The sequence below is a fragment of the Variovorax sp. V35 genome (genome assembly GCF_041154465.1).
GTDB lineage: Bacteria > Pseudomonadota > Gammaproteobacteria > Burkholderiales > Burkholderiaceae_C > Variovorax > Variovorax boronicumulans.
The window spans coordinates 3,307,967-3,322,459 of the sequence record NZ_AP028666.1 but is presented as its reverse complement, the minus strand read 5'-3'; the positions used below and the strand labels follow the sequence as shown (position 1 = coordinate 3,322,459).

10 protein-coding genes and 1 pseudogene are annotated in these 14,493 nt (G+C 70.8%); 6 read left to right on the top strand and 5 right to left on the bottom strand.

Translation table 11 applies throughout. The features are described from left to right. Window positions 1-94 precede the first annotated feature (94 nt). Window positions 95-160, bottom strand: a pseudogene (locus ACAM42_RS15355) (ESPR domain-containing protein); the annotation flags it as partial. A 313-nt stretch (window positions 161-473) separates the two neighbouring features. Between ACAM42_RS15355 and ACAM42_RS15350 the strand changes: the two are divergent. The 3 genes from ACAM42_RS15350 to ACAM42_RS15340 are packed head-to-tail and all read left to right on the top strand — an operon-like array spanning window position 474 to window position 4,882. Beyond that, the gene (locus ACAM42_RS15350; RefSeq protein WP_159277240.1) at window positions 474-1,220 is read left to right on the top strand and encodes a response regulator transcription factor; all 747 of its coding nucleotides are present in this window, start codon (window positions 474-476) and stop codon (window positions 1,218-1,220) included. Then, on the top strand, window positions 1,220-2,512 hold the full coding sequence (locus tag ACAM42_RS15345) for a FecR domain-containing protein (RefSeq protein ID WP_369632541.1): 1,293 nt from the start codon (window positions 1,220-1,222) through the stop codon (window positions 2,510-2,512). Before ACAM42_RS15350 ends, ACAM42_RS15345 begins: the two co-directional genes overlap by 1 nt. Before the next feature lie 15 nt (window positions 2,513-2,527). Then, window positions 2,528-4,882, top strand: a complete 2,355-nt coding sequence (locus tag ACAM42_RS15340) for a CHASE2 domain-containing protein (RefSeq protein WP_369632540.1) — start codon at window positions 2,528-2,530, stop codon at window positions 4,880-4,882. A 220-nt stretch (window positions 4,883-5,102) separates the two neighbouring features. On the opposite strand, the gene ACAM42_RS15335 is transcribed toward ACAM42_RS15340, so the two are convergent. Further along, window positions 5,103-6,332 (bottom strand): CaiB/BaiF CoA transferase family protein, encoded by a 1,230-nt coding sequence (locus ACAM42_RS15335; RefSeq protein ID WP_369632539.1) that lies wholly within the window; start codon window positions 6,330-6,332, stop codon window positions 5,103-5,105. A gap of 4 nt (window positions 6,333-6,336) precedes the next feature. Continuing rightward, window positions 6,337-7,308 carry a Bug family tripartite tricarboxylate transporter substrate binding protein gene (locus ACAM42_RS15330; protein ID WP_369632538.1) on the bottom strand — a complete coding sequence of 324 codons (972 nt, stop codon included), beginning with the start codon at window positions 7,306-7,308 and terminating at the stop codon, window positions 6,337-6,339. Between the two features lie 100 nt (window positions 7,309-7,408). Between ACAM42_RS15330 and ACAM42_RS15325 the strand changes: the two genes are divergently transcribed. The 3 genes from ACAM42_RS15325 to ACAM42_RS15315 all read left to right on the top strand — a co-directional run bounded on the left by ACAM42_RS15325 (window position 7,409) and on the right by ACAM42_RS15315 (window position 9,684). Beyond that, the gene (locus ACAM42_RS15325) at window positions 7,409-8,308 is read left to right on the top strand and encodes a LysR family transcriptional regulator (RefSeq protein WP_369632537.1); all 900 of its coding nucleotides are present in this window, start codon (window positions 7,409-7,411) and stop codon (window positions 8,306-8,308) included. Window positions 8,309-8,364: 56 nt separating this feature from the next. Next, the gene (locus tag ACAM42_RS15320; protein WP_369632536.1) at window positions 8,365-8,808 is read left to right on the top strand and encodes an SRPBCC family protein; all 444 of its coding nucleotides are present in this window, start codon (window positions 8,365-8,367) and stop codon (window positions 8,806-8,808) included. A 69-nt stretch (window positions 8,809-8,877) separates the two neighbouring features. After that, window positions 8,878-9,684 (top strand): transglutaminase family protein, encoded by an 807-nt coding sequence (locus ACAM42_RS15315; protein WP_070060310.1) that lies wholly within the window; start codon window positions 8,878-8,880, stop codon window positions 9,682-9,684. Window positions 9,685-9,740: 56 nt separating this feature from the next. Here ACAM42_RS15315 and ACAM42_RS15310 read toward each other — a convergent pair whose 3' ends face one another. Together ACAM42_RS15310 and ACAM42_RS15305 are read right to left on the bottom strand one after the other, a co-directional pair. Then, window positions 9,741-13,151, bottom strand: a complete 3,411-nt coding sequence (locus ACAM42_RS15310; protein WP_369632535.1) for an efflux transporter outer membrane subunit — start codon at window positions 13,149-13,151, stop codon at window positions 9,741-9,743. After that, complete coding sequence (locus ACAM42_RS15305) at window positions 13,139-14,464, bottom strand: hypothetical protein (protein ID WP_369632534.1); 1,326 nt, start codon at window positions 14,462-14,464, stop codon at window positions 13,139-13,141. The genes ACAM42_RS15310 and ACAM42_RS15305 overlap by 13 nt, the downstream gene beginning before the upstream one ends. Window positions 14,465-14,493: the final 29 nt, after the last annotated feature.

The window sequence follows — 14,493 nt, the reverse complement described above, 5'->3', positions numbered from 1 at the left end:
ACTCCGCCAGAGCGCCCCCCGACATGCCGGCCAGGACCAACGAGACAGCAGCAAGCACCTTCTTGCTGCGGGAGCTCTTGCCTCGAGCCGAAGCAATTTCCGACGCGGCAACCCAGGCGCCCAGCGCCTCATTCCAGATGGATCGATAAGACTTGTTCATTTCCCCTGTTCCTCGGATGCAAGCCGGCTGTACCCCGCAGGATCGCGACATGGCGAGCGGAGATGACCGGAGATGTGGAGTGATCGGAGCGCCGGGTGGCGCTACAGGGGGCGGATGATGTCGACGGCCTTCGAGGGTCGAAGGGCCGGCGTGAGGTTTGGTCAGATTTGCGGCCAGCTTTAGGCTGCATTTGTGAATTTCTTTACTACTTCATAACCATCGCCAACAATGTTGCTAACGTTCACGCTACGGAATTCGTCAGATTTCGGGTGTGGATTCACTGTCAAAATTGCCGCCGCCACCCTTGGAGTCCATGCGCATCGCCATCCTTGAAGACGACCCGAACCAGCTCTCGCATCTCGTGCGGACACTCGAGCAGCTGTTAACAATTGGCGAGACGAATGTGACCTGCATCACGTTTTCGAACGGGTCGACCTTGCAACAGGCACTGCGGCGCGAAAGCTTCGATCTGCTGGTGCTCGACTGGAACGTGCCCGGCCTGGCCGGCGTCGAATTGCTGCAGTGGCTGCGCAAGTGGCAGACCGACAAAGTGCCGGTGCTCATGCTGAGTTCGCGCGCTTCCGAGCACGACGTGGTGCAGGCACTGAACCTCGGCGCCGACGACTACATCGTCAAACCCTTCCGACCGCTCGAACTGCGCGCCCGCGTGCAGCGCCTGATGGCCCGGCGCGTGCCGCTCGCGCCGTCCGACGGCGAGCGCTTCGGCCGCTGGGAGTTCGAACGGGTGTCGCAAAGCGTCCTGATCCACCCGGTCCCGGGCGACGACGCCGCGCCGCAGCGGCATGCCCTCACCGACCGCGAATTCAAGCTCGCGCTGACGCTGTTCCAGCACATGGGCGACACGGTGTCGCGCGCGCATCTGCTCGAAAGCGCCGGCTACAGCAACGAAGAGCTGCCTTCGCGCACGCTGGACAGCCACATCTACCGGCTGCGCAGCAAGCTCGGCCTCGAAGCCGAAAGCGGACTGAGCCTGCGCACGGTGTATGGCCGCGGCTACCGGCTCGAGGCCACGCAACACGCACCGCAGGCGGATTCCTGATGGCGACGACGCACCACCCCCCGTTCCGCCCGCACCGCCTGCTGGCCTGCGCCGCGCTGCTCGTCGCCACGGCGGCGACCGCGCAGTCGCCGCACGTGGTGAAGCCCGGCGAAACCTTGTGGGGCATCTCGGGCCAGCAGCTGGACACGCCGCTGCGCTGGCCCGAAGTGCAGCAGCGCAACCAGGTGGGCGAGCCACGCCTGCTGCAACCGGGCACGGTGCTGTACTTTGCCGACGGCCGGCTCGTGCCCGAGGGCGCGGCGGTGGTCACCGCGGTCGAAGGCCGGGCCTCGCGCAAGCGCGCGGGTGTGCCTGAACAGGTCCTCACGCCCGGCCTGCCGATCCAGGCCGGCGACACGCTCATCACCGGCACCGATGCCTTCGTGACCCTCGGGGTGGCGGGCGGCAGCCGCGTCGTGCTGCCCTCGCGCAGCGCGCTGGAGGTGCTGGCCATCGATGCCAATACGGTGCGGCTGCGGCTCATCGAAGGCCGCGTCGAATCGCAGGTGCACAAGCAGCAGCCGAACCAGCAGTTCGAGATCCGCGCGCGGTCGATGGGCCTGGGCGTGCGCGGCACGCACTTTCGCGTGCGCGACGAAGACGGCGTGCTGACGGGCGAGGTGATCTCGGGCGAAGTGGTGGTGCAGCGCACCGCGCAGGCCGAACCGCCGCTCGTGCTGCGCGAAGGCCGCGGCGCGGTGCTGCTGGAGAGCGGACCGTCGCAAGCGCAGGGCCTGCTGCCGGCGCCCCAGCTGGTGCCCGAAACGACAGCGCGCAACGACCGCACGTTCCGCTTCACGCCCGTTGCGGGCGCGCAAACCTACCGCCTGCAACTGGCGCGCGACGAGCGCTTCCTGCTGCCGGTGCACGAACAACGCGGCCCGGGACCTTCCTTCACGGTGCCGGCAGAACTGCCATCGGGCCTCTACCAGCTGCGCCTCACGGCCTTCGATGCCGCCCGGCTCGAAGGGCTGCCGGGCGACGGCACGGTCTACCTGCCCACGGTCGAAGGCGGCGCGGGCGGTCAGAGCACGTCGACCGCACTGCCCGACGGGCGCGTGGAGGTCCGCTGGCCGGGCATCGCGGGCCAGCGCTACACCTTCGAACTCTCGCGCAGCCCTGACTTCGCCGTATTGCTGGTGAACGAGCCCGCGGTCTACGCCACCGGCATGACGGTCGGCCCCTTCGCGCTCGGCGGGCGCTACCACTGGCGCGCGCGCCAGGCCACCCCCGACGGTGCTGCGTCCGCAGCGACCGGTTTCGGCGGAAGCTTCGACATTCCGGCGCGCTGAAGCGGGGCCACGCGCATGCGCCTCGTCGTCGAACGCCTGCTGATGGCGCTGCTGCTGCCGCTGGCCATGCTCGGGCTCGCACACCGCCCGGGCCTGCTGCAGATGGATGCCTACATCCACGACCGCCTGCTGATCCTGGCCTCGCACCGGGCGTCGGCCGACATCCTGATCATCGCCATCGACGAACACAGCCTGCGCGAACTCGGTCGCTGGCCCTGGAGCCGCGCGACCCACGCGCGCCTGCTCGAACGGCTCGCGCCGGCGGCACCGCGCGCGGTGCTGCTCGACCTCTTCCTGACCGAGCCGAGCGCCGACCCGCGCGAAGACGCGCACCTGGCGCGGGCCATGGGCCTGCTGCCCGTGTACCTGCCGCTGCTGCACGCGAGCCCCCTGGCCTTCACGAGCCACGAATGGCCGGGCTTCCTGCCGCCGCTGCCCGACTTTGCCGAGCGCGCCCGCGGCGTGGGGCATGCCGGCCTCGCGCCCGACACCGACGGCGTGGCGCGCACGCTGTACCTGCTCGAGGGCTATCCGAACCAGCTGCAGCCCTACGTGGGCGCGCTGATGGCGCAGCGCGTCCCGCCGGCCGTGGTCGACTCCGAAGCGACGCCGGTCGACTGGCTGCGCCAGAGCCCGCTGCGCCTGCTGTTCGCCGGCCCGCGCGGCAGCTACCGCACCGTGCCCTACGTGAGCGTGCTGCGCGGCGAAGTGCCCGCCGAACTGCTGCGCGACAAGCTGCTGCTCGTGGGCGCCACCGCGCCCGGCCTCGGCGACCAGACGCTCACGCCCAACGCCGGCATCCGCGGCGTGCTGCCCGGCGTGGAAGTGCATGCCAATGCCATCGACAACCTGATGCACGGGCGCAACGTGAGCGTGTCGCCCCCGCTGTGGCACGCAGCCTGGACGGTGGTGCCGCTGTGGCTCGCGCTGTGGCTGCTGGTCCGGCGGGGCCGGCACGCGCTGCCGATCGCCGCCGGCCTCGCGAGCGCGTGCCTGCTGATCAGCGGCGTCGCCATGCTGGCGTGGCACCACTGGCTGCCGCCTGTCGCGCCGATGCTCGGCCTGGCCATCCTCTACCTGCTGTGGAGCTGGCGCCGTCTCGAATCGCAGTTCGTCTACCTGCGCAAGCGCGCGCAGGTGCTCGACGCCCTGCCCGGCGGCACCTTCGAAGTCATGCCGGCCCGCTCACCGGCGCCCGCCGACCCGGCGGAGCATCCCAAGCAGGCGCTCGACCGCGCCATTGCACGCCTGCGGCGCATGCAGCAACTCATGGACAAGGCCATGCAGGCGATGCCGGTGGCCATGCTGATCTGCGACGAAGAGGGGCGCATCGGGTCAGGCAACGCGGCGGCCTTCCGGCTGCTGGTCGGCGATGCAATGCCATCGCACGACGACGATGGCATTGCACCGCCCGCGCTGCGCGGCGTGCGCCTGCCCGAGCTGATCGCGCCGCTGGCCGTGCCGCCCGCCAGCGGTGCGCCGGCCCGCACGGACGCCACCCACTGGACCGACCGGCTGCAGGGCGAGTACGCGACCCCCGACGCGCGCGTGTTCCGCCTGGAGGCCGCGGCCTTCAGCGGCGACGCGCCCGAAGACCGGGGCTGGGTCGTGATGCTGCCCGAGCTCACGGCCGAGCGCGAAGCGCAGCGCCAGCGCGACGAGTGGCGCCAGTTCCTGTCGCACGACCTGCGCAGCCCGCAGGTCACGATCCTCAGCATCCTGTCGATGCACCCCACCGCCGATGCCGACATGCGTTCGGCCATCGGCCGCGAAGCCGAGCGCACCCTCGCGATGGCCGAGGGCTTCATGGATTTCGCGCTGGCCGAATCGGACGACTACCGCTTTGCGGACACCCACGTCGGCGCCGTGCTGCTCGATGCCAGAGATCAGGTGTGGCACTACGCGCAGGCCCATGGCGTGCGCGTCGAAGCGCGCATCGACGACGCCGCCGGCGACACGATCCTGCGCGCCGACGGGGCCTTGCTGACCCGCGCCATCGTCAACCTGCTGAACAACGCCATCCGCCACAGCCCGTCCGGTCGCCGCGTGGAATTGGGCATGGCCATCGAACCCGGCGCCAACGGCGCGGACGCGGCCAGCGTGCGGATCTCCGTCAGCGACCAGGGCTCGGGCATGACGCCCGGACAGCTCGACGCCCTGCTCCACGCACCGCGCGGCCGGCGCGCGCCCACCGCCCCGGAAGCCGCCCCCGGCGAGACGAAAGGCACGGGCACACGGCGCATGGGCCTGGGCTTTTCCGTCGTGCGTGCGGTGGTCCAGAAACACAACGGCACCCTGGGCGCGGACAGCACGCCCGGTGCCGGCACCACCGTCTGGCTGCGGCTGCCCCTGCCCGGTTCACGCCTCTAGCACATCGAAGTGACGGGTTTTCCAATCCCGATGGGGACAATGTTGTGGAAAACCGTGTGCGCAGCGCGCGAAACCCTTGCCTGGCGGGGCCTGCAACACGGTGCCTGCGAAACAGGCAGCGACGTTGAAAAACCTGGAGAAATATTTTTCTCGGCGTTTTCGCCACACTTTCGGCGCCGAATCAGGACGCGCCGCTGCCCTGGCGGGACCACCGCGGCGCTCAGTCCGAGGGCTCGCTCGCCGCGCCGTCGGCGAGCATGGCCGCGATGGTCGGCGCCTCCAACCCGGCTTCGGCCAGGAGGCGGCGCGTGTCCGCGCCGCGACGCACGGGCGCGCGCAGCGAAGGTGTCAGCGGCTCGCTGGACGTGAAGCCGATGCCTGGCACCGGCACCCGCCGCGCGCCGTTCGGCAACGGCAGTTCCACGTGCGGCCAGTCGCGCGCCATCTGTGCCGCCGCCTGTGCGGGGCGCATCACCGGCGTGGCGGGCACGCCGTGGCGGGTCAGCAGCGCATCCCATTCGGCCGTGGTTCTTCCACCCAGCGCCTGGCCCAGCAGCGCCTGCGCGCGCGGCACGTCGCGCAGCTCGGCGGCCTCGTGCAGTGCCGACAGCAGCGAGGCGTCCGAGCCGGTTTCGTGCAGCGCTTCCAGCAGCCCTCTCGCCTGATCGGCCGCATTGCAGACGATGGCCAGCTGGCCGTCGGCCACCTCGAAGGTGCCCGACAGCGGGCTGCCTGAAAACGCGGTCGATGCGCTGCGCGGCATCTCCATGCCGCTGACCAGCGGCCCGGCGTAGGTGGGCGCCATCAGCGTGAGCGCCGCGCCCATCATCGACACCTGGAGCCATTCGCCGCGCACGCGCGCCTCGCCGCTCAGCCGGTCGCGCCGGTAGAGCGCGCTCATCACCGCCAGCGCCGCCTGCTGGCCCACGGCGTAGTCGACGAGCGGAAAACCCACGCGCTGCGGCTTGCCGTCGCGGTCGGCGTTGGCTGCCATCAGCCCGCTCGCGGCCTGGATCACGTGGTCGTAGGCGCGCCGGTCCGATGCGGGGCCGAAGCCGGTGATCGAGCAGACGACCAGCTGCGGATGGCGCGCGATCAGTTGCTGCGGATCGAAGCCGAGCGCCGCCAGCTTGCCGGGGCGGAAGTTCTCCAGCAGCACATCTGCGCTGCCGATCAGTTCGGCCAGCGCCTGTTTCGCTCGCGGGTCGCGCGCATCGATGGCCAGCGAGCGCTTGCCCGCGCCCTGCGTCACGAAGGTCTCGCCCAGTCCGAGCGCGGTCAGTTCGGCGTCCAGGCCCTTGGCGCGAATCATGTCGTCGCCGTCGGCGCGCTCGATGCGGATCACCTCGGCGCCGAGCAGGCCGAGCTGGTAGCCGGCGAAGGGGCCGGCCAGCACGTGGGTCCAGTCGATGACGCGCAAGCCGGCCAGGGGTGTGGAGGTCGATGTCATCGCGTCACTCCGGCTTGACGCCACTGTTCTTCACATAACGCGCCCAGCGGGCGATCTCTTCCCTGGCGAAGCGGCGGCCCTCTTCGAGAGTGAACGCCAGCGGCTGCGTTCCGCTGCTGGCGCGCAGTTGCACCGACTCCGGCGACGCCGACGACTTGCGGATGGCCGCATGCAGCGTCTCGACGATGGGCGCGGGCGTGCCCGCGGGCACGAACACGGCGGTCCATCCGGTGATCTCGAAATCGGCAATGCCTTGTTCGCGGAACGTGCCGACGTCCGGCGTGGCCGGATAGCGCCGCGCGGCGGCCACGGCCAGCGGCTTCAGCTTGTTCCCGTCGATGAAGACCTTGGCCACCGACGCGTCGGAGAACGCGAAGTCGATGTGACCGCCGGCCAGGTCCGCCAGCGATTGCGGGTTCGACTTGTAGGGAACCGTGAAGGCGTCGATGCCCGCCGACTTGCGAAAGATCTCGCAGGCCACCTGCGTCACCGCGTTGCCGCTGCCGCACCTGAGCGCGTTCGGATGGGCCTTGCCGTAGGCCATCAGGTCGGCCAGGTTGCGCCACTTGGCGTTGGCCGCGACGTACAGCGAGATCGGGCTGGCGCCCAGGCCCGCCACCATCTCGAACGACCCGGGTTCATAGCCAAGCCTGGCCGGGAAGAACGAGAAATTGACGGCGTTGGTCGTGGCCGAGCCGATCAGCAGCGTGTACCCGTCGGGCTTCGCGCGCGCTGCGGCCGCCGTTCCCAGCGCGCCGTTCGCGCCCTGCCTGTTGTCGACGATGACGGGCGTCTTCAGGATGTCCGTCAGGTCCTTGGCCAGCACGCGCGCGCCGATGTCGGTGCCGCTGCCCGCGGCGAACGGAACCACCAGCGTGATGGGGCGCGAAGGATAGGCCGCCTGTGCGCAGGCCGAGGCAGTCCCCAGGGCCCAGAAGGCGCACAGGGCGCCCAGGAAGAAAGAACTGCGAAGCATGAGGGGTGTGTCTCCTGGTGGTGTCCGGGCTGAACGATAGGTTGCCGCCCGGCGCGCAGCAACCTACATTCCGTGGCGACCTTTTCCACTTTGGAAAACCATGAACTTGAACGACCTCCATCTGGCCGTGGTGATCGCGCGCGAAGGCGGGCTGAGCCATGCCTCGGCCTGTCTCGGCATTTCACCGGGCACCCTGAGCAAGGCCGTGACGCGGCTCGAGCGCGCCACCAAGGTCAAGCTGTTCGAACGGCTGGCCCGGGGCATGCGCCCCACCGAGCTGGGCCAGGCCTTCCTGAAGCGGGCGCAGCGCATCGACCTGGACGCCGCCGACCTGCATGCGGAACTGCGCGACCTGCGGCAGGCGCGCGCCGGCGTGCTGCGCTGCGGTGTCGGCGACGGCATTCCCGACCGCTGGGTGCTGCCGGTGGTGGCCGCGCTCATCGAGCGCGGGATCCGCGTGGACCTGTCGGGTGGCAACTCCGACTCGCTCACGCGGGCCGTCGCCATGGGCGAGCTGGAGTTCGCCCTGACCGGCCTGCACAAGAAGCCGACGGCCGCGCTGGCTTGGGAAGGCCTGCGGGACGACCCGCTGCTGCCCATGGCGCCGATCGGCCATCCGCTGGCACGCACCCGACGCGAGGTGGGCTGGGACCAACTGGCGCAGGCGCGGTGGATCGTCATGGCGCCCGGCACCTCGACGCACACCGAGTTCGAAGCGAACTTCCGCGCGCACCGGCTCGACCCGCCCGAGCCGGTGGGCACCTCGCGTTCGTCCCAGCGCGAGCTGGCGTTGGTGCGCTCGCTGGGCGCCTTGATGCCGGTGCCGCGTTCGGTGCTGAAAGAGCCGCCGGTCGCGGCGCAGTTCGTGCCGGTCAGCCCCGTCGGCGGATGGCGATCGACCCGTCGCGTGGGCATCGTGCGGCGCGCCGGCGGCTACCTCAGCCCCTCGGCATCGCAAGCGATGGAGGCGCTGGAAGCCATCCTGCGCAAGGAGCGCTGACGACTGGCGCCGCAAGGCATGCGTTAGGCTCCCCGATCCCTTCAACCCCGCCTCCCATGCACATCGAAGAACGCATCCACATCGCCGTCCCGCCCCGCGTCATCGACCGCATCTGGAGCGAAGTCGACCGGTGGCATCTGTGGGACCCGGACACCAAGCAGGCCCGGCTCGACGGCCCCTTCGCCGTGGGCACCAAGGGCCGGATCGTTCCGCAAAAAGGCATGGGCGTCCCGATGGTGGTCACGGAGCGCTCCGAGGGCCAGTCGTTCACCGCGCAGGGCTACATCCCCCTGTTCCGCATGCACTTCAAGCACACGGTGTCTGCAACGGACAGCGGCTCGGACGTGGTGCACCGCGTGTGGTTCACCGGCGCCCTGGCCTTCCTGTTCGGGCCGGGCGTCGCCAAGCAGGTTCGACAGGGACTGCCCCGGACCATGCGGTCGCTGAAGGCCTATGCCGAGCAGCGCCACGCCACGTCGGGGCCCGCCGACGCCCCCTGAAAGCCGCCGCGCGCTGGCATCGCACCGCGAATTCCAGCACGCCCGCGATTGAAGGCGCATCATGGGCCGATGAACATCCAGCTCGGTTTCGAGATCGCCTACCAGTTTCCCCGGCCGACGCCGATGATCCTGGCCCTCAGCATTCACTACTCGCGCGCCTCGGACCTCCTGCGCCCGGACCATCTGCTCACGAAACCGGCCGTTCCCACCACCGCGTACCGTGACCTGTTCGGGAACTGGTGCACACGCCTGGTCGCCCCCGCGGGCCGCTTCGTGCTGAGCACGGACACCGTGGTCCACGACAGCGGCGCACCCGACATCGTCGTGCCCTCGGCGCCGCAGGTGCCGGTGGAGTACCTGCCCGAGTCCACCCTGCTCTACCTGCTGGGCAGCCGGTACTGCGAAACCGACCTGCTGTCCGACTTCGCCTGGCAGCGCTTCGGCAACGGCCCGACCGGCTGGGGCCGCGTGCAGGCGGTGTGCGACTTCGTGCACCAGCACATCGAGTTCGGCTACCCGCATGCGCGGCGCACCCGCTCGGCGTTCGAAGCCTTCAAGGAAGGGCAAGGCGTGTGCCGCGACTATGCGCACCTGGCCATCACGCTGTGCCGCTGCCTGAACATTCCGGCGCGCTATTGCAGCGGCTACCTCGGCGATGTCGGCACGCCGCCGCCGCACGGCACGATGGACTTCGCGGGCTGGTTCGAGGCCTTCCTGGGCGACCGCTGGTACACCTTCGACGCGCGCAACAACGTGCCCCGCATCGGCCGCGTGCTGATCGCGCAAGGGCGCGACGCCAGCGACGTCGCGCTGTCCAACACCTTCGGGCCCAACGAGCTGGATGGGTTCAGGGTGTGGTGCGACGAGGTGCAGTGAACTGAATCGCCGGTCGCACGCACGCGACCGGATCAGCCCTCCGCCGACGCCCCCCGCTACGCGCTGCCCCAGCCCCCGCCCAGGGCCTTGTACAGGTTCACGGTGTTCACCGCCGCCTTGAGCTGCAGTTCGATCAGCTGCTGCTGCCCGGTGTAGAGCTCGCGCTGCGCATCCTGGCTGGAGAAGTAGTCTTCCATGCCGCTGCGAAAGCGCGTGCGCGAGATGCCGGCCACCTTCTCGAGCACCTGCACGCGCGCCTGTTGCGCCTCCAGCTGCGGCTGCAGGTGATCGCTGGCGATCAGCGCGTGGGCCACCTCGCGAAAGGCGACCTGCGCCGCCGATTCGTAGCCGGCCATCGCGGCGGCCAGCCGCTCTTCGCTGGCACTCACGTTGGCCGACCGGCGGCCCCAGTCGAAGATCGGCAGCGACACGCCCAGCACGCCGGCCCAGCTGCTGTTGCCGCTGCTGAGCAGGGTCGACAGCTCCTTGCTGACACCGCCGGCCAGCGCCGTGAGCGAAATGGTCGGCAGCATCGCGGCCTTGGCCGCGCCCACGCCGGCGTTGGCGGCCTCGACGCGCGCATAGGCCGCGAGCAGGTCGGGCCGGCGCTGCAGCAAGCTCGACGGCAACCCGGCCGCGACCTGCGCCGTGGAACGCTCGGGCCAGGGCCGCGCGCTGCCCGTTTCGGGCGGCACGGGGCGCCCGACCAGCACGTTGAGCCACTGCAGGTCCTGCGCGACACGCATGCGGTATTCCTCCTGCCGCACGCGCGCGGTCTGCAGCAGCGACTGCACGCGGTACACGTCCAGCTGCGCGGCGCCGCCCACGGCGCGGGCGCGGCCGATCGTGTCGGCATTGGCGTTCAGCGCGGCCTCGTTGGACTCGGCCAGCGCGAGCAAGGCGCGGTCGGCGCGCAGCGTGAGGTAGGCGTTCGACACCTCGCCCACGAGGTTCATGCGCGCGGCCGCGTGGTCCTTGTCTCCGGCCTCGGCGAGCGCGCCGCTTTGTTGCGCGGTGCTCTGCTGCCGGCCGAAGAAATCGAGCTCGTACGACATCACGCCCGCCTGCACGTCGAAGCTGTTGGACACGCGCCCGTCCGATGGCAGGTTGCCGACCGGGCTGAGCGAGCCCTGCGGCGTGGTCTGCGCGCGCTGGGCATGCGCCGACAGGCCCAGCGCCGGGAACAGCGAAGCGCGGTTGCCCGCATAGTTCGCGCGCGCCTCGCGGGCCTTCGCGGCATAGGCGCGCAGGTCGCGGTTCTGTTCGAGCGCCGTGGCGATCAGGCCGCGCAGCTCCTCGTCCTGCACGAAGCTGCGCCAGTCCACGGGCTGCGCGCCCGGCGCCGTCGCGCCCGCAGGCCATTGCGAAGGCACCGTCAGGTCGGGGTCCTTGAGCGGCGGCGTGAGGTTGCACCCGGTCGTCACCAGCACGATGCACACGGCCAGCACCGCGAAGAGCAGGCGCAGCGACAGCCGCGCGAAGCCCGCGCCCGGCGCGCGCATGCCCGCACTCGCGAACAGCGCCGACGCCGCCTGCCACGGCCGCACCTGCACGGCCACGTGGCTCGGCGGCACGTTGAAGACGTGGCGCACCAGGTCTTCACGCTGCGCCTCGGTGGCGGCGAACTTCAGCTCGGCGCCCGCCCTGCCGCGCGCGGCAAGATGGGCCGCCAGCCAGCCGACCGGCTCGACATGCACCTCCAGCGGCTGCCCGACGCGCAGGCGCTTGAGCGGCCCCCGGCCTTCGAGCAGCGCGCCGTCGGCCGCGATGTTGACGAAGCGCGACTCGCCCTCGCCCGCCGCCGTGCGCACCCGTGCCCGCGCACGCCAGGGAAAGCGCTCTTCCTGCTGCGGGCGCGGCAGGTCGACGCAGGCCATGAGCGCACTCAGGCACAGCACCAGCGCGATGCCGGTCCACACGAGGTTGAGCTGGTCGCCCGGTGTGAGCGCCTCGCCGCCCAGGGTCGCCATCGCGGCCGCGCCCTGCAGCGCCACCAGCAGGCCGCCGAAGACGGCCACCAGCTTCCAGTGCACCACGGTGCGCGAGCGGTCCAGCCCCTTGGCCGTCACCTTGAACGGATGGCCGAAGGGCTTCAGCATCGCGCGCGCCAGCGTGCCGCTCACGGCCATCGCCGCCACCAGCTGGCTCACCTCGCTGAACACGGGCAGGCAGCGCCGCTGGCTGACCCAGTAGCTGTAGGCCCAGAACATCACGAGCGACGGCAGGCCGTAGGCCGCAAAGGCCTGCGGCGTGGCATGGAAGGCCGAGACGCCGGCATACCAGTACAGCGCCGGTGCCAGCAGTACCAGCACCATGAAGGGCTTGCCCAGCCAGTGCAGCAGCCCGTGCAGGAAGTGCAGCCGCGCCGACAGGCTGTAGCCCGGGCCGCGCAGGGGGCCGTCGGGCAGCAGCGCGAGCTGCACCGTGCCCAGGCACCAGCGGCTGCGCTGGTTGATGTAGTCGATGATGCTCTCGGCCGACAGCCCGTTGGACAGCCGCTCACCCAGCCAGCGCGTGATGCGGCCGTGGCGCAGCAGCAGGTAGGTGGTGTGGATGTCTTCGCACACGCTGCCCACCGGGAACCCGCCGGCCTCGGTGATCGCGTCGCGCCGCACGATGAACGAGGTGCCCACGCAGAACGCCGAATCGACCGCGTCCTTGGCGGGCTGCAGCACGTCGAAGAACACGCGCTGCTCGTCGACCCAGCTGTCGGTGGCGCGCAGGTTGTGCTGGATGGGGTCGGCGTTGTAATAGAACTGCGGCGTCTGCACCAGCCCCACGCGGCGGTCCTCGAACAGGCCCAGCATGCGGTAGACGATCTGGCGCTGCGGCGCGAAGTCGGCGTCGAGCACGAGGATGAACGGCGCGTCGGTCACGCCCGCGGACAGGCGCAGGCCGTTGTTGAGGTTGCCGGCCTTGGCGTGGCGGTTGTCGGGCCGCCGCGCGTAGTGCACGCCGCGGCGCTCGCAGTACGCGCGCAGCCAGTCGCGCCGCGTATCGTCGAGCACCCAGACGTTCAGCCGCGGGTAGTCGATGGCCTGCGCGGCGATGATGGTCTTCTCGAGCACGGCCAGCTCTTCGTTGTAGGTGCAGATGAAGACATCGACGGCCGGCACCTCCTCGCCGCGCGCATGGCGTTCGCGCAGCGCGGCCTCGCCCCGGTCGGCCTGCGCGCGGTTGTCGCGGCGCCGCATGAGCATGTGGATCGACATCAGCGTGTAGACGATGGCCGTGAGCTCGAAGCCCAGGAACACCCAGGCGAACAGGGTTTCGAAGCCCAGGTCCGAAGGCGGCATCGTGGCGACCACGCGCCAGACGGCGTAGCGCAGCAGCAGCAACGCGGTGAGCGCACCGAACAGCACGCGGTGGGTGATGCGCTCGACCCTGGCCCAGGTCATGAGGAGCAAGGCGAGCCCCCCGACCAAGGCGTTGAGCTGGAATTCCGGTGTGGCGATCAGGCTGGACATGAGGGGACTTCCGATGCGGCGGTCTTGCCGGTGAAGGGGTTGAAACCCGTGGCGGCCAGGGCGATCCAGGCGGTCGCGCCCAGGTGCGGCCAGCGGTAGTAGAAGAAATCGGCACCGGTCGAATCGGGGCCGATGGCCAGGCCGGTGGCAATGCGCGCGCTCGGCGTGGCGTAGTACAGGCCGTTGCCGGCGCGCTGCGAGGCCAGCAGCTGCCACAGCGCCTCGGGCGCCGCGCCCTTGCGGGCCACCAGCGTGGCGGCGGCCTGTGCGCTGCCTTCGGTCCAGATGCCGTCAGGCTCGCGCGAGAAGCCGTAGCCCGCGCCGACGCGGTGGTGCTTCTCGACCCAGTCGAGGCTGCGCACCCAGGCGCAGGAGCCCTCGGGCGCCGCGAGCACCGGCCACAGCTGCGCATCGAGGCCGGAACCTTCGGTGGAGATGGTGGCGCCATCTTCCTTGGTGCCGATGTGGAAGCGCTGCTCCGACGGGTTCCACATGCGGCCCACGAAGTCGAGCGCGGTGCGCGCCTGGCGTGGCTCGGGTCCGTCCGGCTGGCCGTCGGCGCGCACGGCCCGTGCGGTCCACGCCGCCGCCACGGCGATGTCCAGGTTGTGCTCGGTCGACTTCCAGGTCTGCGCGCGCTGGGCGTTGTCCCAGCCGTGGCGCCCGCCGTTATAGCCGTCGGGGCCGTTCCGGGCGCGCGTGTTCTGCTCGGTCCAGGCCAGCAGCCGGCGCGCGGTCGCCAGGTAGGCAGGCGTGGGTTCGGCCTGGTGCAGGTTCAGCAGCAGCAGCGCGGCCCAGGCCACGTTGCCGGTGGCGGTGCTGACCTGATAGGCATCGGCGATCCACTGCTTGCGCCCCGCGTCCCAGCGGCCGGGCAGCGCGGGCTTTTCCTCGGTGACCGGCCCGGCGCGGTAGGCATTGCGCACGCGCCCGTCGGGCATGGTCTGGTCGTGCGCCACCGCGCGCACCACGGCGTCGCCGATGCGCCGGGCGGCGGCGCGCTCGCCGCACGCCAGCAGCGCGATGCCGGCCAGCGCGTTGTCGTAGGTGAAGCTGGCGCCCGCCAGCGCGGGCTCGAACGGCGGCTCGCCCTGTGCATTCGCCGGGCGGTAGCTGGTCAGGAACAGCGGCCCCGACGTCGCGCCGCCCTGGTCGTGCGCGACGGCGCGGCGCAGGCCGTCGCAGCTCTCGCGGGCGAGGGCCTGCTGCGTGCCACCGGGTGAAGAGGGAGGCGCAGCAGCAGCGACGCCGGCAAGCGCCATCGATGCGGCGGCGCACCGTGCCACGGCACGGAAAGAAAAAGGGATCGACATGGCGTTCTCGGTGGGCTGCGCGACATGCT